The organism is Bacillus sp. ILBB4 (assembly GCF_035064545.1).
In the GTDB taxonomy this organism is placed as follows: domain Bacteria; phylum Bacillota; class Bacilli; order Bacillales; family Bacillaceae_H; genus Priestia.
In genome coordinates this window covers 628458-647659 of the sequence record NZ_JAIQVD010000002.1, presented here as the reverse complement: position 1 = coordinate 647659, position 19202 = coordinate 628458, and the positions used below count along the sequence as shown (strand labels likewise).

Annotated in this window: 19 protein-coding genes and 1 riboswitch; of the genes, 10 read left to right on the top strand and 9 right to left on the bottom strand. The window is 38.3% G+C overall.

The genetic code is table 11. The features are described 5' to 3' along the window. Positions 1-19 precede the first annotated feature (19 nt). Positions 20-664 (top strand): GTP cyclohydrolase I FolE, encoded by a 645-nt coding sequence (gene folE, locus LAV82_RS09480; protein ID WP_013055793.1) that lies wholly within the window; start codon positions 20-22, stop codon positions 662-664. Between the two features lie 48 nt (positions 665-712). Then, complete coding sequence (locus tag LAV82_RS09475; protein WP_013055794.1) at positions 713-1642, top strand: NAD(P)/FAD-dependent oxidoreductase; 930 nt, start codon at positions 713-715, stop codon at positions 1640-1642. A gap of 140 nt (positions 1643-1782) precedes the next feature. Here the strand turns inward: LAV82_RS09475 and LAV82_RS09470 are convergent, their stop codons facing one another. After that, on the bottom strand, positions 1783-1956 hold the full coding sequence (locus tag LAV82_RS09470; RefSeq protein ID WP_499715979.1) for a hypothetical protein: 174 nt from the start codon (positions 1954-1956) through the stop codon (positions 1783-1785). A gap of 206 nt (positions 1957-2162) precedes the next feature. Between LAV82_RS09470 and LAV82_RS09465 the strand changes: the two genes are divergently transcribed. The 4 genes from LAV82_RS09465 to LAV82_RS09450 all read left to right on the top strand — a co-directional run bounded on the left by LAV82_RS09465 (position 2163) and on the right by LAV82_RS09450 (position 8579). Beyond that, positions 2163-4607: a sensor domain-containing protein gene (locus LAV82_RS09465; RefSeq protein ID WP_499715977.1), complete on the top strand. Its 2445-nt coding sequence runs from the start codon at positions 2163-2165 to the stop codon at positions 4605-4607. Between the two features lie 507 nt (positions 4608-5114). Beyond that, positions 5115-6494: an APC family permease gene (locus tag LAV82_RS09460; protein ID WP_499715976.1), complete on the top strand. Its 1380-nt coding sequence runs from the start codon at positions 5115-5117 to the stop codon at positions 6492-6494. 52 nt (positions 6495-6546) lie between these two features. Continuing rightward, on the top strand, positions 6547-7419 hold the full coding sequence (locus LAV82_RS09455) for a carbon-nitrogen hydrolase (protein WP_499715975.1): 873 nt from the start codon (positions 6547-6549) through the stop codon (positions 7417-7419). Between the two features lie 38 nt (positions 7420-7457). Next, positions 7458-8579 (top strand): class II histone deacetylase, encoded by a 1122-nt coding sequence (locus LAV82_RS09450; protein ID WP_499715974.1) that lies wholly within the window; start codon positions 7458-7460, stop codon positions 8577-8579. Between the two features lie 106 nt (positions 8580-8685). On the opposite strand, the gene LAV82_RS09445 is transcribed toward LAV82_RS09450, so the two are convergent. The 5 genes from LAV82_RS09445 to LAV82_RS09425 form a co-directional block, all read right to left on the bottom strand. Further along, positions 8686-8787: a flagellin gene (locus LAV82_RS09445; protein WP_371388510.1), complete on the bottom strand. Its 102-nt coding sequence runs from the start codon at positions 8785-8787 to the stop codon at positions 8686-8688. Between the two features lie 358 nt (positions 8788-9145). Next, the gene (locus tag LAV82_RS09440; RefSeq protein ID WP_499715973.1) at positions 9146-9874 is read right to left on the bottom strand and encodes a flagellin N-terminal helical domain-containing protein; all 729 of its coding nucleotides are present in this window, start codon (positions 9872-9874) and stop codon (positions 9146-9148) included. A gap of 229 nt (positions 9875-10103) precedes the next feature. After that, positions 10104-10745, bottom strand: coding sequence for a pyroglutamyl-peptidase I (pcp, locus tag LAV82_RS09435; protein ID WP_029324991.1), 642 nt, complete (start codon positions 10743-10745; stop codon positions 10104-10106). A 14-nt stretch (positions 10746-10759) separates the two neighbouring features. Beyond that, positions 10760-11725: a DUF979 domain-containing protein gene (locus LAV82_RS09430; protein ID WP_055989202.1), complete on the bottom strand. Its 966-nt coding sequence runs from the start codon at positions 11723-11725 to the stop codon at positions 10760-10762. Further along, the gene (locus LAV82_RS09425; RefSeq protein ID WP_013055804.1) at positions 11726-12430 is read right to left on the bottom strand and encodes a DUF969 domain-containing protein; all 705 of its coding nucleotides are present in this window, start codon (positions 12428-12430) and stop codon (positions 11726-11728) included. Positions 12431-12805: 375 nt separating this feature from the next. On the opposite strand from LAV82_RS09425, the gene LAV82_RS09420 reads away from it, so the two are divergent. Then, positions 12806-13717, top strand: a complete 912-nt coding sequence (locus tag LAV82_RS09420; RefSeq protein WP_499715972.1) for a zinc ribbon domain-containing protein — start codon at positions 12806-12808, stop codon at positions 13715-13717. A gap of 64 nt (positions 13718-13781) precedes the next feature. Beyond that, positions 13782-15239 (top strand): zinc ribbon domain-containing protein, encoded by a 1458-nt coding sequence (locus tag LAV82_RS09415; RefSeq protein ID WP_499715971.1) that lies wholly within the window; start codon positions 13782-13784, stop codon positions 15237-15239. 98 nt (positions 15240-15337) lie between these two features. On the opposite strand, the gene LAV82_RS09410 is transcribed toward LAV82_RS09415, so the two are convergent. Beyond that, positions 15338-15895, bottom strand: a complete 558-nt coding sequence (locus LAV82_RS09410; protein ID WP_499715970.1) for an HPP family protein — start codon at positions 15893-15895, stop codon at positions 15338-15340. Between the two features lie 231 nt (positions 15896-16126). Between LAV82_RS09410 and LAV82_RS09405 the strand changes: the two genes are divergently transcribed. Further along, positions 16127-16921: a histidinol-phosphatase HisJ family protein gene (locus LAV82_RS09405; RefSeq protein ID WP_211078507.1), complete on the top strand. Its 795-nt coding sequence runs from the start codon at positions 16127-16129 to the stop codon at positions 16919-16921. Positions 16922-16995: 74 nt separating this feature from the next. Here LAV82_RS09405 and LAV82_RS09400 read toward each other — a convergent pair whose 3' ends face one another. Both LAV82_RS09400 and LAV82_RS09395 read right to left on the bottom strand, forming a co-directional pair. After that, positions 16996-17118: an anti-repressor SinI family protein gene (locus tag LAV82_RS09400; RefSeq protein WP_013055809.1), complete on the bottom strand. Its 123-nt coding sequence runs from the start codon at positions 17116-17118 to the stop codon at positions 16996-16998. Between the two features lie 20 nt (positions 17119-17138). Then, a riboswitch (cyclic di-GMP riboswitch) is annotated at positions 17139-17225 on the bottom strand. A gap of 112 nt (positions 17226-17337) precedes the next feature. After that, positions 17338-17673: a helix-turn-helix domain-containing protein gene (locus tag LAV82_RS09395; protein WP_211078509.1), complete on the bottom strand. Its 336-nt coding sequence runs from the start codon at positions 17671-17673 to the stop codon at positions 17338-17340. A gap of 324 nt (positions 17674-17997) precedes the next feature. Between LAV82_RS09395 and LAV82_RS09390 the strand changes: the two genes are divergently transcribed. Beyond that, positions 17998-19170: an acyltransferase family protein gene (locus LAV82_RS09390; protein ID WP_499715969.1), complete on the top strand. Its 1173-nt coding sequence runs from the start codon at positions 17998-18000 to the stop codon at positions 19168-19170. The last annotated feature ends 32 nt before the right edge of the window (positions 19171-19202 follow it).

The window sequence follows — 19202 nt, the reverse complement described above, 5'->3', positions numbered from 1 at the left end:
GGGAAGAGGACATAAAAAGATGGCACTAAGTACACAAAATTTAATTGCTCAAAAATTTTTAGAAACACTAGGCACGAATTCAACTGAAATAGATAAAAAAATAGGTCAAGCTGACACATTTATGAATGCGGTGAAAGAGCTGATTGATTTATGCGGAGACAATCCGGAAAGAGACGGCCTTGAAGAGACGCCGTACCGCGTGCTAAAGGCGTTTTTAGAATACACGGAAGGCTACCGAGAAGATCCGAAAGCTCATTTGGAAAAAACATTTGATGTGAATCACAACGAATTGGTACTAATACGAGACATTGAATTTCACTCAATGTGTGAACATCACTTTGCGCCATTCTTTGGCGTTGCCCACGTTGGGTATATACCGGATAAAAAAATCACTGGTCTGTCTAAAATCGCTCGTACGGTAGAAGGATATGCAAAAAGATTTCAAGTTCAAGAACGGTTAACAAATGAAATTGCAGATGCAATCGAAGAAGTGTTAGAGCCTAAAGGAGTGATGGTGATTATTGAAGCGAAGCATATGTGCATGTGCGGAAGAGGAATTAAAAAGTCTTCAGCTTCTACAGCCACTTCATCCGTTCGAGGAACATTTATGGAAAAACCAGAGGTTCGAGGAGAATTTTTATCTCTTTTACAGCGACAAATGTAAAGAAACAAAAAGCCATATAAGCTGAGAAGCAGAAGCGAGGTGAGCTGTATGCAACATGTTGACGTACTGATTATTGGCGGAGGACCCGCTGGTATCTCTGCTGCCGTGTGGTGTAAAAGGCTAGGCGTTGATTGCTTGCTTCTTGAAGAGCAGGCACAGTTAGGCGGACAGCTGTTTACTATTTATAATGAGATTATTGATTATCCCGGAATACAAGCGGAAAATGGAATTGAGATGCAGCGTAAAATGGTTCAGCATTTTATCGATATGGGCTGCTTATATGAAGTGAATACAAAAGTAATTTCCATTGATGAACGTTCTAAAACAGTAAAAGTAAAGCAGCAAGAAACAGAAAAGGAAATTAGCTATACGTATCTTATTTTAGCAACGGGCTCTAGTCAGCGAAAGCTCGGAGTGCCTGGTGAGCAGCAAATGATTGACCGAGGAGAAGTATATTCAGCTTCAGCAGACGGAGAACGGTTAAAAGGCAAAAGGGTTGCTCTCATTGGTGGAGGAGACCGGGCTTTTGAAGGAGCACATCTTTTAGCATCACAAGCAAAACAAGTATATTTGATTCATCGTTCTACGCATTTCAAAGCAAGAGAGCAATACGTTGAAAAAGTTCTTTCCGACCCCGGTGTTAAGGTAATGACAGATACCGAAGTGACGGCTATCCACGGAAAGCATCACGTCACATCGATCGATTTAAAAAGTAAAAACAGTGAATGTAAGAACCTATCGGTAGACGCAGTGCTGATTAGGCTAGGCATAGCACCCAATGTTGAACTTATTAAAGAAAAAGTCACCACTACACAAAGCGGGCTCATCGTCATCAATGAAGTGCATCAAAGCAGCGACCCAGCTATTTATGCAATTGGAGACGCGTGCACGACTCCTTTGTTTTCTAGTATCAGCTCTTCAGCCGGTCAAGGAGCGATTGTAGCCAAGTATGTATCGAGCCTTTTGAAAAAGTCATGAGATCAAAAGCATCTATCGAATCGATAGATGCTTTTTTTACGTAACGTAGTAGAAAAAACATAGCAGAAGTATATTCACAGGCAGACAAATCGTTTGGAAAAAAGCAATGTAGTTTTTAGGCACAGCGCTGATTCTTTTTACTAGATACATTCGGTAATGAAATTAAAAAGAATAATGATAGAAGCGACCGTTATATACGCCCAGACGTTCTGCTGAAACAAACGAGTAAAAAGAGGCGAGAAAAGAAGTAGAAAAGCAGCGGTTTGAAAGGAACCTCTAGAAAATAAGTCATATTTTTTAGGACTTTGAGTCACGCTATCCCTCCTTTATATGTTTTATTTTACCAAACTAAAAAGACTTTAAAAACGTTTTCAGCTATCTTTACCTGAGATGTTCCTCAATTGGGGAAAGTAAGGTAAAATATATGTCAAATATAGCTTATAATAATATAAAAGAAATAGATAAAAGGAGGCGCCATGAGATCTTGCCGGATAAAAACACGGAGAAGGAGCAGTCGATCATGATCATGAAACGTCTTGATCGTTTGAATACGCAGCTTTTAAAAGAATACAGTGAAGATATTTTTTTTATCAACTGTGAAGGCGATATCATGTTTAGCAACGAAGCAGCCTTCAAGCTAACGGGAAATGAACACAAAGAAAAAAGCCAGCAGCTGACAGCTCTTATACATACGTCGAAACAACAGCAGGCACAAGAACTTTTTCAACGTGCTTTAAAAGGGGAAAAAGTTCATTTTTCGACGACAATCAATCACAAAACAAAAAAAGAACTTCATTTATATATTACTCTCATTCCTATTATCGTAAATGAGCAAGTAGCGGGTGTTTACGCCATATGCAGAGATGATTCAAAAGAGAAGGAGCGCTCTAATCACATTTCTAAATTAGAAACGCATTTAAAAATGGAGCAAAAGCTTGCGAATGTAGGAAGCTGGTATTACGATGTGCGGGAAGATAAAAGCTATTGGTCGCCTCAGCTGTATAATATTTACGGATTAAATCCTAATCAGCACTTTACTCCTTCTTTAAAGAACGTTCTTCAATTCGTCAATCGCTGTGGCCAAAAAAGATTAGAAAAAGCCGTTATGGAGGCACTTTCGACGGGAGGAAGCTACACGATTGAATATACACTGCTGCGGCCGAGCGGTGAAGAACGTACGGTGTTTGAGCAAGCGGATGCACTAGTAGATGAGCAAGGAAACATCGTACAGCTGATTGGCGTTGTGCACGATATTACCGAATCAAAAGTAATTACGAATGAATTAAAGCAAAAAGAACAGCAGTTTCAAACGATTTACAACAATTTGGATGCTGGAATATGGTCCGTTGATGTGCAGAGCAATGAAATGATTGTCTGCTCCAGTGGTGTTAGCAACATTTACGGAGAAGATGCGGCTAAATTTTTAGGGAATAGAGATCTGTGGGAAAGCTGTATTCATCCAGAAGATAAAGCAGCTGTGGCAAAAGGGCAGCATCAATTACAAAAAGGAAAAATGATTCGTCATCAGTATCGGATTTACACACAAACGGGAGAAATGAAGTGGGTCAAAGATCAATGCATTCCAACACTTGATGAGAACGGCAAGCTGATGCGCATAGACGGCATTGTTGAAGATATTACCGCAGAAAAAAAGTACATGGATCATGTTGAATATCTTGCAACTCATGATCATGTGACAAACTTACCGAATCGAAGAAAGTTTGAAAAAAAATTAAAAAATTTCATTCGACAAATGAAAAAAGAAAGAGATTTATTAGCGGTTTTTTATCTAGGACTGAATCGCTTCAAACATATTAATGACACATTAGGCCATGACGTAGGCGATCGCCTGCTGCAGCGTATCGCCAATCGGTTAAAAAAGTGCGTTACGCTAGATGTGATGCTAGCTAGAGCAGGAGAAGACGAGCTTGCGATTTGTTTTTTATCTCTTGCACATATCCATGAATGTCAAAAGCTAGCTGCTGCTCTTTTACAAGAAATCGAAAAAGAAATTACCATTGACGACTTTTCTCTGTGCGTTACAGCCAGTATAGGAATCAGCATCTACCCGCATGACGGTGAAGATGCGAAGATGCTACTAACGAATGCCAACCTTGCTATGAGGCGTGCAAAAGAAGTCGGACGAAGCGACTGGCAGCTGTACTCTCCGTTAATGGACAGCGAGACGTATAAAAGCTATCACCTGGAAAAAGGATTGCGCAACGCACTTCTTCAAAATGAGTTTTTTATTGAATATCAGCCAAAGGTTCATACAAACAGCAGAGAGATTGATAGTATCGAAGCATTAATTCGCTGGAATCATCCGGAATGGGGACGCGTATCACCGGAAGACTTTATTCCATTAGCAGAAGAAACTCATTTAATTATTGAGCTCGGCGACTGGGTAATCCAGCATGTGTGCAAGCAGCTGCAGCAGTGGAAGAATCAAGGATTACAAATCGTGCCCGTTTCGATTAATGTCTCGTCTAAACATTTGCTGAAACGCGGATTTGTAGAGCACGTTCAACAAACGTTAGCTCATTACAACATCGATCCTTCATTCATTGAATTTGAAGTGACGGAAAGCTCCATTATTCAGTATGAAGAACACGTAAAAAAAGTCATGGATGAATTAAAGAAAATTGGCGTAACGTTTGCATTAGATGATTTTGGCACCGGTTTTTCTTCGTTATCACATTTAAAAGACTTCGAATTTAACACGCTCAAAATCGATAAAACATTTATTCAACACGCGACCGATAAAGGAAAGCAGCAGGCGATTACAAAAAGCATTTTATATTTAGCTCATGCTCTTAACATGAAAGTAATCGCAGAAGGCGTTGAAACAAAAGAGCAGCTCGCCTTTTTACAAAAGCATGAATGTTCCTTTATTCAAGGCTACATTGTTAGTCAGCCAGCTGCTCCTCAAAAAATCGCCGAATATTTAAAGAAACCATTTCTATAAAAAAAGTGATGTCTCGACGGAGACATCACTTTTTTTACGCTTGAATAGGTTTTCGAAGCGTCCAAATTTGGTAAAACATATAAAGAGACTGATAGATTGTCAAATACGTCAGCAAGATCCAGCCGTTCATTAAGTACGGATAAATGGCTTGCTATACGGAGTAGATTACTGATAAGGCATGTAAACTGGGAGGGGTCAAGAGAGGGAGGTTCAGAAATGATTGTTAAGCTAGCTGAAGAAGAAAATGAAGTAAGTTATAGCAGAATCTTATGGAAGTACTATAGGTAAATCGCTTTAAATATGTTAAAAATTCTGACAAAATCAAAGACAAAGAAAACGTTATCGATTATAATAGAAGAATAATGAATGATAGTCATTCATTATTCTTCTTGCTGTTTATAAATTTCCATCACATTAATCATAAATGAATGATAGTCATTCATTTATGCGCATCAAAATAGAAGGGGGTGTGTATGAGAATTATATTAGTTGAATGGAGGAAACAAGATGGAAGGTAAGCCAAGTGCTACATTTGTTCGTACGCTAACGCTTCGATCACTCGTCATTTTAGGTCTTGCATATATGGCTCCAATGACGGTTTTTACTACATATGGAGTTGTAGCTCAAACTACGCATGGCATGGTTTCTATGGCATATGTCCTTGCCCTTGCAGCGATGCTATTTACCGCATACAGCTACGGGCATATGGCTAAAGAATATCCTTTATCAGGCTCGGCCTATACGTATACGCAAAAATCTATAAGTCCTCACATAGGATTTCTTGTCGGCTGGTCTGTGCTTTTAGATTATCTTTTTTTACCAATGATTAATTTTTTGTTAGCGGGAACTTTTTTATCAGCTGCGTTTCCGTCTATTCCATCGTCTCTTTGGATTTTACTTTTTATTGTTATTATTACTTGTATAAACGTGTTTGGTATTCAAATGACAGCAAAAGTGAATGGAATACTTGTTCTTTTTCAATTTTTTGTAACAGCTCTATTTGTTATCTTATCGATTAAGAAAATGATAGAAGGAGAAAGTGATCTTTTGTTCTTTTCTTCTTTACAGCTCTTTGACTCAAAGGATTCTTTTTCTTTTGTTCTTTCAGGAGCTTCAATTCTTTGCTTATCTTTCCTTGGTTTTGATGCTGTGACTACGCTTTCTGAAGAAACAGTTGATCCAAAGAAAAATGTACCAAAGGCTATTTTTCTTGTAGCATTTATAGGAGGAATACTCTTTATACTCGTTTCGTACATTACCCAGCTTGTTTATCCAAACTATCATTCATTTAAAGTTGTAGATTCAGCTTCGTTTGAAATAGCAGCCTATATTGGAGGAACGCTCTTTTCATCCTTCTTTCTTGCCGGAATTATTACTTCAACGATTGCATCAGGAATTTCTTCACACGCCAGTGCTTCACGGCTGCTTTATGCAATGGGCAGAGAATCAATGCTGCCTAAAAGATTATTTGCCTATATACATCCCAAATATAAAACACCATCACGAAACGTTATTTTTATTGGGGTACTCTCATTAAGTGCACTCGGAATGGACGTCGTTACAGCCGCTTCCTTTATCAATTTTGGCGCGTTGATTGCATTCACATTTGTAAATATCTCTGTTATCTTTCACTATTATATCCGTGGAAAACAAAGAGATTTTAAAGGCACATGCCGTTATTTAATCAGCCCCATTATTGGAGCGGTCTTTACAGTTTGGCTATGGACAAGCTTAGATATAAAATCTATTTCGTTAGGGAGCATTTGGGTTGTTATAGGCTTTATTTATCTAGTATACAAGACGTCGTTTTTTACAAAAGCACCGCCGCAATTTGCCTTTGATGAAAAAACAGAGCCTAACCAGCTCAAAACCGAACATATATCTTGATAAAGTACATTATTAATTATCTGAAATTTCTAACATAAAAGGAGAGATTAAAATGAAAGAAACAGTGAAAGTTGGTCTTATTCAAGTTGAGTGTGAAGAAAGCGTTGAAGCTAATATTAACTATACGTTCACAAAAATTAAAGACGCCGCAGCGAATGGAGCTCAAATTATTTGTCTACAAGAACTATTTAATGCTCAATACTTCCCTCAAAGTGTTTCACCGGCAGGATATGAACTAGCTATACCAGCAGAGAGCTCCGTATTAAAAGAAATGGCAGAACTTGCAGAAGAGCTGAAAGTTGTATTAATTGTTCCTTTTTATGAAAAAGCAGCTAGAGGCGTTTATTTTAATAGTGCAGCCGTATTCGACGCAGACGGAACTTGCTTAGGAATTACAAGAAAGAACCACATTCCTGATGGTCCGAACTATCATGAAAAATATTATTTTGTTCCAGGAAATACGGGATATCCTGTATATGAAACGCAATATGGAACAATCGGAGTAGGAATTTGCTGGGATGAATGGTTCCCAGAAGTAGCACGAATATTATCACTGCAAGGAGCGGATATTCTATTCTATCCTTCTGCGATTGGTTCAGAGCCTGATCATCCTGAGCTTTCAACTCGTCCCGCATGGGAAAAAGCTATTTCAGCACATGGGATTTCAAACGGCGTTTTTGTAGCTGCGGTGAACCGGGTAGGAACTGAAAAAGAGATGACCTTTTACGGAGGAAGCTTTGTAAGCAATCCAATGGGAGGAATTCTACAATCTTTAACGGATGAAGAAGGAATTTTGATTCAAGAAGTTGATTTAAAAGAAATCGATTCGACGCGTAATTTGCTTCAGTTTATGCGTGACAGAAGACCAGATACGTACGAATTATTATTAAAAAAAGAAGCGTTCCGCACGCCTTCAAATGTATAAGCTTAATTTCTAGTATAAAAAGAAAGGAGCCAAACAGAATGGTACATAAAACAAGCTGGATTTGGGATGAACGATTTTTACGCCATGACACGGGCAAGATTCAGTATGTATTTGAAGGTGGAGGAACATTAGAGCCTTGTGACGAGTTTGAAAACAAGCATCGAATGAATGTGATCAAAGAAATGATTGAAAAAAGCGGCTTAGTACATTGCTTAGTTAGACAATCACCTTATGAAGCATCGGATGAAGATTTACTTCGGGTTCATACTAAAAACCATATCCGGCATGTTCAAAAAGCATGTGAAGCGGGAACAAGGGAGGTTGGACCTGAGGCCTATGCATCTGCTGAAACGGAAGGGATCGCGAGGCTATCTGCAGGTGCCGTTATGAAAGCAGTAGATACGGTGATGGAAAGTGAAACAATAAGTAAAGTCTATGCTCAAATACGTCCGCCAGGGCACCATGCGTCTTCAGACCAAGCAATGGGCTTTTGTTTTTATAACAATGTAGCTGTAGGCGCTGCCTATGCAATTGAACATTACGGGTTAAAAAGAATCGTCATCTTGGATTGGGATGTTCATCATGGAAATGGAACACAAGACATTTTTTATGAACGTGACGATGTACTTGTTATTTCGGTTCATGAAGAAGACTATTTTCCATTAGAATCCGGTCAGGTACATGAAGCCGGACAAGGAAAAGGTGAAGGATACAATATAAATATACCAGTACCTCCCCTGACTGGAGATGAAGGCTATCAATATGTATTTGAATCTATCATTGCACCAGTCATTAAACAATTTCAGCCTGAGCTTATCATAATATCAGCCGGACAAGATGCAAATGCATTGGATCCTATTTCTCGTTTAATGGTGACAAGAGAAGGGTTTAAATATATGGCAAACCAAATAAGAGAATTAGCAGAATCATATTGCGAAGGAAGGCTCATTGTAGCACAAGAAGGAGGGTATAACCTAGCATATCTTCCTATCGCCACCATGGGGGTTATTGAAGGACTTACCGGGGTAGATGTGAACTGGAAAGATCCGCACGTTTTGCCGCACAGAACAACACCGACTGCTCTATTCCAAGCAGTAGATAACGTTGTAAACTATCAGAAAAGGTTTTGGAAGTTTGCTGAGAAGGAAAGCTTTTGTTGAGGTAAGGTTATTAAAGCAATTAATAGAGTTGATATGTTAGAAACAAATAAATGAAATCACATGACAAAAAAGAGTCTCCGTAACGGAGACTCTTTTAAAATACCAATTAACGTAACAATTGAAGTACGTTTTGCGGCTGTTGGTTAGCTTGACTTAACATAGCTTGAGAAGCTTGAGATAGAATTGAATTCTTAGTTTGTTCCATCATCTCTTTCGCCATCGTGCGAACATTTGCTTTTACAAATGACTAGACTATATCTTCACCCTCTCAAAAAAAGTAGGGGTTGGGCACTTCGGATATAAATAAGCGGAACAGCAGATTTTTATCCTACAGATTTCATCGTCATAGCAGGCTGCCTTAGACGGTCTATCTTAGTCGTTGAACTTTCTCCAGAGTTTCCTCACAGGAGCTTAGCTGCTGATTGCCCAATCTTTTCTTTTTTTAAACCGTTGCGCCTGTTGTTTCCAACTACGCTGTGGTAAGAAAAGCTCTCAGGGGTTTCCAGCAATTCACCCAATTATACTCGCTAGCCGTTACCAGCTAGGACGACTGTGCTTGTTGCTGCTTAGGCAGCTAAAGCATAATCTACGTCACGGATACGTGATTCCGCAGCTGTTAGGTTTTCAGATGATGTGCTTAGGTTGTTAATCGTGTGTTCTAAACGATTTTGTTTAGCACCAAGTTGAGAACGCTCATCTGAAACATTTTTAATTGCTGCATCGATTGTATCGATTGCAGCAGTAGATGTAGCAGCATCTACACTTAAATCAATATCTTTAACTCCTAAACTAGTTGAGTCCATTTTAGCAAACGTTACATCAATTTTTTGATCTTTATTCGCCCCAATCTGAAAAGTGAACTTCCCAGCATTTCCACCTGTACCGTCTAATATCTTCTGAGTGTTAAATTCTGTGTCGGTAGCAATTCTATCTACTTCACTTATTAGGTCAGTCACTTCTTTTTGAATTTCAGCTCTATCATCTGTAGTATTTGTATCACTACTTGATTGAACAGCCAATTCACGAACACGTTGCAAAATAGAATGCGTTTCGTTTAATGCACCTTCCCCAGTTTGAATCATTGATACTCCATCTTGAGCATTACGAGAAGCTTGATCCAATCCGCGAATCTGCCCACGCATCTTCTCAGAAATTGCAAGACCTGCTGCATCATCAGCGGCATTGTTAATACGCTGGCCAGAAGATAATTTCTCCATGGATTTTGCTTGTGCATTGTTAGCTGTGTTGTACTGACGGTACGTGTTTAAAGCTGTAATATTGTGATTAATTCTCATTTTCCTTACCTCCGTATAATGGTTTTACTTCTTGGTTTACATCCTTGTATGCAAGAAGTGTCCCGCTTTGAGACGGGATAAAAGCAATCGAACATCTTTGGAAAATATGTTCATACTATATATCGACTGAGAGGTGAGGTTGTTTATACTTTCCATTAATTTATTAAATAAAAAATTTGTGCGTATATAAAAAGAAAAACCAGTTCTCTATATGAACTGGTCTTTAGCATTAATGAGTAGCTCCACCTGAAACTAAAATGTCATCTTCCGTTACGATAGTGGTTTTTACAATGGAAAGCAGTCCGTCCACAATTAAATCCAACGACATACTCGCTTTCCCTGGATGATTCACGGCTTGTTCAGGAAGGTAAGGGATATGAACAAATCCACCTTTAATACAACAGTTTTGAATCATGTTCATGAGTCCGTAAAACACGTGGTTACAGACAAAGGTTCCAGCAGTTTGAGAGACGCTGCTTGGAATGCCTGCTTGGCGCAGGTTTTCGACAGCTGCTTTAATTGGCAGTGTCGAAAAGTATGCGGCAGGGCCGTTTTCAATAATAGGGCGATCAATGGGCTGCTGGCCAATATTGTCAGGGATTCGAGCGTCGTCTACGTTAATAGCAACGCGTTCGACCGTAATTCCTTCTCTGCCGCCTGCTTGTCCAACGCAAATGACGATGGAGGGGCTTATTTCTTCTATATAAGTATGAAGCTTTGAGAGTGATTCACCAAAAACAGTAGGGAGAGGCTTAGCAATAATTCGGTAGTCTTCAACAGCAACACCGTCTAAAGTTTTTACAGCTTCTAACGATGGATTAATGCTTTCGCCTTCAAATGGTTCAAACCCGGTTAATAATACAGTTGTCATTCTATTAATCTCCTTTAAAAGTGATATACAAGGTAGTACATCAGCAACGTATTAATCACAAAAACTGAAAGAGCAATTGGTACTTGTGCTTTAATGACTGCGTTTTTGTCTTTCAATTCAAGCAGCATGGCAGGCACGACGTTAAAGTTCGCTGCCATCGGTGTTAAAAGCGTTCCGCAGTATCCCGCAAACATCCCTAACGCGGCCATAATAGCAGGGTTCCCTCCGTGCATATGTACAATCAGCGGAAGTCCAATGCCTCCAGTAATAACGGCAAACGCCGCAAATGCATTTCCCATTACAATCGTAAATAACAGCATCCCCAAGCAGTATGCAAGTACAGCAACAAATGCATAGTTAGTCGGCAGTACATCACTTACAATATCCGAGACTACTGTTCCAACGCCTGATTTTGAAAAGATACCGCCAAGTGCTGCCAGCATTTGCGGTAAAATAACTGCCCAGCCGACTGCTTGAAGCAAGCGGCTTCCTTCTTTAACAGGCACGTCCATTTTCGCTTTTGTGACGCCCATTGAAGCGATAAAAGCAATGACAGCAGCGATTGCCAGTGAAATTAACGTGACCTTTTCTGGATCAATTAACGCCCAGTTTCCAAATTTAATTTTGCCAAAAAGAAGGGTACCGATAATCGTAAAAATAGGAATAAATAAAGCTGGTAAAAAGATTTTATTCTTTAATCTTTGTGCGTGAGCCACTCGTTCTTCAGCAGGTGTTTCCGCTTCATTGGATTTAGTCACGCGGTTAAACGAAGCAAGCAGTACCATGATAATAACTAAGCACCCTACATAAAAAGGCGGAATCACGTTGCCAAATAAAAACGTAATGGAAAACAGCGCCCAGAATAGGGAAGATCCTAAACGGTTAGGATGGTTAGGGTCACGCGCAATTCGAATCGCGATAAAAGCGACAATAATACCGAGTAAGTAGTAAATCGTATCAAGTGTCAGGATGCTTTTCATTTAACTCGCCTCCGTCTTTGAAGATGATGTTGGTTTGTGCTTCGTCATTTTTTTGTGAATACGTCGGTCTAATTGACGGAAACGAATAGCGCTGATTACTAGAGCTGATATTGCAGTGGGAATACCCCAAAGCGCCATATCCCAGACGTCTACGTGAATGCCTACTGAGTCAAAGAAACCTTTCATTAAGAGAATTCCACCCGTTGCAATAAAGATATCTTCTCCGAAAAACCAGCCTGTATTTTCAGCTGCCGCTGCGTGGGCTCGGATATCTTCTTTTACTTTAGGAGGAAGCTCTCCGTATTTTGCACGAGCTGCCCCTTCAGACATAGGTGCAACTAACGGACGCACGGATTGAGCGTGTCCGCCGATATTTAAGCCGACTGCGGCTGAGATTTCACGGATGAAAAGGTATATAAGTAAAACATTTCCAGAAGAAGCGTTTTTGGCTTTTTTGATCAGCACTTCTGCTTGTTCTTTTAACCCGTATTTTTCTAACACGCCGAAGATAGGAAGAGTAAGTAAAATAGCCATCGACATATAGCGGTTATCTACAAAGAACTGTCCGAACATCGTAATTACTTCATGCAGCGACAAGCCTGATACAAGGCCTGTCACGATGCCTGCAACAGTCACCACAAGCAGTGTATTTAGACGAAATAAAAATCCCACTGCCACTAACAAAACCCCAATTAATTTCAACATAAAAAAATCCCCCCTGAGTATGTATAAATCGTGCTGTAAATTCACCTCCATTGCTTTTCTAAAAAAACAAAGATGTTTTGAGTATAAACAATTCTGAAAATTAAAACAAGATAGTTAAGACATAAAATAGTTATATTGGTGAACTAAAAGCATAAAAAAAGGTTTATACACAACATGCATGTAGAAATAAAAGAGAGAATTTTGCCAAGAAGTTTGGGCAGAAACTTTTTAAGCTGATCTGCTGAAAACACCTCTCCTGAAATACCAAAAATGGTGTATAATGCTAAAAGGTAAGAATATAGAATTATATAGATTACATATAGGTAAAACTATATAACTATGTTTTAAACAATTTATTGAAGGGGGAAGGAGCATTTGAATTGTTCAAATTGCGGCCATCTTAATGATGGAGGGAAGTTTTGCGTGAAATGCGGTCATAAATTACAAGAAGAGGCAGCTGCAAGCCAGACGGCAGCAGCATCCGAATATCAGTCTCAATCTCAGCCGCAAACAGCGTATGTGCCTCAACAACCTAATCAGCGTGTTCGTCAGGCGAAAAAAGTGTCAAAATCATTTTTTAGTTATTTTACAGAAGGAATTAAAAATCCAACAGCTACAGCGCACGCAGCAGGTGAAAGTCAATTCGTTAATGCTCTTATCACGGTCATTCTTTATGCTCTTAGTATACCTATTATGCTGTATGTAGGCTGGAAGCTATTATTGATTCAATTTGTTCGAAGCATGTTCAAACTTCCTATTATCAGTGAAGAGCTGGCTCCATCCGACATGGAGGATTTTAATACGGGCACTGATTTAATAAAAGCCACAGATATCAATAGCATTATTCATTTTAATTTTACCGATTTCGTCTTTAAACAAGGGATTTTCATTTTTATCGGACTCGCGGTTATTATTGGAGCAACATATGTTGCAGCAAAGTTTGGAAAAGTAGACGTTTCCTTTAAAGAATTTTTCTCACGCTTTGGCACGTTTATGATTATTCCAACAGCGCTTCTTCTAATTGGACTTGTACTTGCATTTCTTCATGTGGAATACTTCTCTTATTTTATGAATTTTGGTTTATTGAGTATTTTCCTTGTCGTTCCATTTACGATTGCTAGCTTTAAGCAAAACGGAACAAATGGGCTTGATCGTATCTATAGCACTCTTATTGTGTATGTAGTAATTACGATTGTGCTGACGTTTATTGCGAATGGTTTAGGAGAAGAAGCCAAAACCATTATTACGAGAATGGGAAACAGCAGTGAATTGAATGATCTATTTTAAGTCGACAGAAAGCATCGTATACAGCGGTGCTTTTTCATACCATTATAAAAAAGGAGTGTAGAAATTGGGATATTGCAGAGAGTGTGGCCATCAGTTAACAAATGAGCATGAATTTTGCCCGGAGTGTGGACATCCCGTCGAAAGGAAAGCGGCTTCTAGTGAAGGAGCAGCACCACAGCGTTACGCAGAACCTGCATCATCTTCAGTAGAGGAAGGAAGACAATCGGTAAAGCCTTCAAACAAAAAAACAAAGGTTATAACCATTTCAGTTATAGCAGCAGCTGCTATACTTGGCGGTGCTTATTACGGAATAGATAAAACAATGATGGCTCCTAAAGCCGTGTCAGAAAAATTTATTGCTTCAGTAAAGGGCAATGATGTTGACAAAGTAAAAAAATATGTAAATGATGGTCAAATTCAACTAGAAGCCAACGATGAACAAACAAAATCATTTATTACATATTTGCACGAAAATCCGGATGTAATGAAATCAATCTCTGAAGGACTAGCGGCAGATAGCAGAGCGCTTGAAGCAGGAGTTCCAAGCGAAGATCACTCTTCATACGCTAAGCTAGAACAAGACGGAAAGAAGTGGGGAATCTTTGATCATTACACGGTACAAATAAACCCTGTATATGCAAAAGCTCAGTCTACAGAAGATGCGACAGTAGTATATATTGACGGTCAAAAAGCTGGAACGGTAAGCAGTGACTCTTCTAAAAAGGTTGGTCCATTTTTACCTGGTACGCATATTGTAAAAGGTGAAGTGCAAAACGATTATGGAAAAGTTGAAAACGAACAAGAGATTGAAGCCACTAACGGAGAAGATGTGGACGTTGAGTTTGATTGGTCAGATCATGCGGTGTACATTTCTTCAGATTATGATGACGCGACGCTGTTCGTTAATGGCAAAGACACAAAAACAGAAATTGGCGATATTGATTATCTAGGTCCACTGCCAATGGATGGTTCAGTAAAAGTATATGCAAAACGTAAATTTGATTCTGGAGAAAAGAAAACGGAAGAAGTATCAATCAAAAAAGGAATAGACGATATTGCGCTTAATTTTGACGAAGAAAATACGGCAGAAGCATCAGCTCCTTCTAAGGAAGAACAGTCGGATGACCAAGATTCAAAAGCTGATTCTGGAGTATCTACTAGCGAAGTGTCTAGTTTTATTGAACAATATATGTACGCTACAATTTCATCAATTAATAGCGGAGACTTCTCTATTGCAGAGCCGTATATCGATTCTAATGGACCAAAATACAAGGAACAAAAAGAGTATACAGCTTACCTAATTAAAAAAGGAATAACAGAAGATTTATTAAGCTTTAACGTAAGTAGAGTAACAAAACTTGATGATTCGATGTATAAAGTATATACAACAGAACAGTATGATATTTCGTACGGAGACGGGTCTGTTAAATACAAAAAATTTAACAGTATTCATAAAGTAAAAGAGTTATCTGATGGAAGTCTAGGAGTTTATCAGCTTATTAGTTCAACTGAAGTAAAGTAAAAGCTACTAAATGAACCCTGAAACAGCAAAACACGTAGTGTAGTAAGCAAAAACACATAAAAAAGACGTCTTCTATGAGGAGACGTCTTTTTTATGTGTTAAACCCAATACTTGGGATACTGCCGATCTTGAAATAAATTATTATACACGGTAGAAATTAATACAACTACACACGCACAAATCATAATAATACCTAAGTATCCCCAGCCTGCCTGAGTGTTAATGGCTACAATTGCGCTCGCCGCCGCGGGAGGATGAACGGTTTTGGTAAGAATCATTAAAATAAGAACAAAAGCAAGCACAATCGCTATGGTGATTAGACTTCGATGAAATAAACTCCAAATAATAAGTGCTGAAACCGTTGCGAGCAAGTGCCCTCCAAGCACGTGACGCGGCTGTGATAAAGGACCTTTGTGAGCTCCGAAGACAAGTACGCAGCTTGCGCCAATCGGAGCAAGCGCCATTGGATAACCAAGCGCTAGCGCAATCGCGCTGCTGATGATAATCGCAATTAAGCCTCCGATAGAAGAAACAATCGCGTCTCTATAATTGATTTTCGGTTCTTCTTTTAGTTCTCCTTTCATCTTTTTAGCATAAGAGCTTAAGTAAGACAGAAAGGGGCTTTTTGTTTGAGAGAAACTTTTTTCAATCTGCATTTCTTCTTTCCTTTCTCTTTTGTAAGTAAAAGTTGTTTGTCAAGTTGTATGTCAGAACATCTGCTATATTAAGTTAGTTTATAAGAAAAGGAGGATTACTGGAAGAGGAAAAATGTCTTTTTTTATTGGAAATACTTTTTATGAACAAAAAAAGGCGGGATAAGGGGGAAAAGGGTCTCTATGTGCAGTAAGAGCAGGAGAAATGTATAATAGACTTAGAGGTGACTAATTATGTATCTAGTAGACTACCATCATCACACAAACAATTCATTTGACTCACAGGCAGTCATGAAAGAAGTGTGCGAACAAGCTGTGAAAAACGGTGTAAACGAAATTTGTTTTACCGAACACTTTTCATTAAATCCATTAGCGCCAACATACGGTCATATGGATTTTGATAGATATGAACGAGAACTAGGGGAATGCAGAGATCAGTTTCAAGGCCAGCTAGTGATTAAAAAAGGAATTGAAATTTGCGAGCCGCACTATTTAAAAGAGAAGTATCAAGAAACGATGAAGCAAGAGAACTTTGATTTTATTTTAGGATCGGTTCATAACATTAATAACATCAAGCTTCGTAAACATTTGGAGCTGAACGATAAAGAAGCAATTTACCGCGCTTATTTTAATGAAATGTATAAGCTAGTAAGCGAAGCCGACATTGACGTGTTGGCTCATTTAGATTTAATGAAGCGCTATGCGTTTGAACAGTACGGCATTTACGACTTTCATCAATTCAAAGATATTCTTGCGGATATTTTGAAAAAAGCAATTGATCGCAATATCGGAATTGAAATTAATACTTCAGGCATAAGAGGAAAGCTTGGCGAAGCGCTGCCTGCCCTTGAAGTTGTTGGATTGTACCGCGATTTAGGCGGAGAAATCTTAACGATTGGCTCTGATTCACACTTTGCTGAAACGGTAGGAGCGCATATGAAAGAAGCGGTTGAAATGGCGAGAGAGTGCGGGTTTACGGAGATTTATACATTTGATCAACGCAAGCCAAAAGGAATTCGTATTCAATAGGAGTGGGTTTCACTTTCTTCTAGAATAATAATAACTGTAAAAAGCACGCTCTAATTAGAGCGTGCTTTTTTAATTTAGTTCCGCTTAAGATCCGATAAAAATCTCCGGACTTCTTCGATAGTCAGCCCCAGCGTGCGAGCTGCTTCCATAAGACTTACCCACTCTTGATCGATTGACAGTACATTTTCTTTTTTCATTACGATTCATCCACCCTTTGCCAGGGAACCCAGCTGTCGTAGCCAAAAATGGCCTTAGACCTGAAGCTTTGCGTCACTATTTTTCAATAGTTTTGCCCTTATCTGGATAATTTGTAATAGTATTCTTAGTATACAGTTATTTTACAAAATAATATTTGTAAAAGATGTCGAAATAGGTCGATTATCACAAAAAAAATTAAACGTTAGTAAATGGATGTATCAGTTTGTTTTTCGGAACTTTAAATAATACTGAAATTCAATAAATTCTTCTTTGGTCATGCCGTCTTGAACGGCTTGTTCAATTAATTGAAGCCACTCTAGATTGAGGGCTGGCTTTGAAGTTAGAGCTGGACAGCTGATATCTCCCTCAATTAATTCATCGATCGTTGTGTGAAGAGAAGACGCGATTTTATCAAGCATTTGAAGAGAAGGATTATTATTTAACCCTTTTTCTAAATGAGACAAATACGATTTTGAAATATTGGCTTCTTCAGCCAAGCGTGTAATAGAATAGCCTTTTTTTAGTCGCAAATTCTTAATCTTTTCCCCTATCACATTCAGTTCATCCTCTTCTTATAGGTTTTTTTGTTCATTATAACGCATATTTGCGCATCGTGTGTACATAAAAATATAAAATAAATAATATTTTGTTCTTTATAAAGAATAAAATAGGTTAAAATACCTATTTTTGATGCAGGTATATTATGCTATACTTCACTTACAAATTGTTCTTTATTAAGAATATTTGTCGATTTATCATATTTTTTATTCATTATAATGAACGTTTTGCCGAGTGTACAGAAAGAGAATGAACGAGCCGAATTACGTGATCTAAAAGAATAATCGCGTTGTGCTACTACATTTTAGACAGGGGATTGTATGAAACAGCGTTACGTAGAACTTGACTCTGTAAGGGGATTGGCCGCTTTATTTGTTGTTATTAATCATTACCTCATGATTTTCCCAAGTTTCAGTGAATACAGCTATCAAATTCATTCTTCTTTCCTGATGTACGTGTTAAAAGAAAGTCCGCTACGGTTATTTTTTAGCAGCGGCAACGAGTCGGTTGTTTTGTTTTTTGTTTTAAGCGGTTTTGTATTAGCTCTTCCGTTTTATGAAAGCAGTTCTTTTCGTTACGGAGAATATGTAATTAGGCGAGTGTGCCGGATCTATCTTCCATATCTGTTTTCTGTTTGTCTTGCGATTGGGTGTAAATTACTTTTCGCTCAAGGAGGGATCAATGAATTAAGTCTATGGTTTAACAATTCTTGGAACATGAGAGAATCGCCAAGATTACTAATTGAACATTTCTTTTTAATCGGGACATACAATACTGATGCCTACAACAATGTGATTTGGTCACTTGTTCATGAAATGAGAATTTCTCTTTTGTTTCCTTTAATTTTGTTGGTATTAGTCAAGCTATCTGGTCAAAAAGTAATGAGGCTTTTCTTTTTCATTTTTGCAGTGTCATCTCTGTTGTTATTGGTAAATCAATCTTCATTAACACCTACGAGTTATTTACTTTCATTTCATTATTTGCTTCTTTTTATGGCTGGTGCCATAACAGCTAAGTACAGAGATACTTTCATTCATGTATACCGTGCAAGAAGCTGGATGCAAAAAATAGGGATTATCACTATTGGCTTTGCACTCTATCTTTCTGAAGGCGTACTAACAAACTATGATATTACAAATAACTTTTTATGCCGAAATGTATTAGCAATGGCAGGAAGCTGTATTCTAATCGTTCTCGCATTAGCATCACCAGCTGCTTCTAAAATGCTGAAAAAGAAAATATTTACTTTATTAGGTGAAATTTCATATAGCTTATATTTAGTCCATTTAATTGTCTTATTTTCGTTTATTTATCTTCTGCATGGACGGTTGCCGTATGAAATAATTTTATGTCTTTGTTTCTTTGCATCATTTTGTTTGGCTATTGGAGTTAACCGTTTTGTTGAGAAACCTTCATGCAAATTTGGAAAGATGTTAGTTAAAAATAAGAATATAGCTTTAAAAAATAATAGACGTACAATTAGCCGCTATTAAGGCATTTTGAGCCATAAATGATTAGTTGGAGG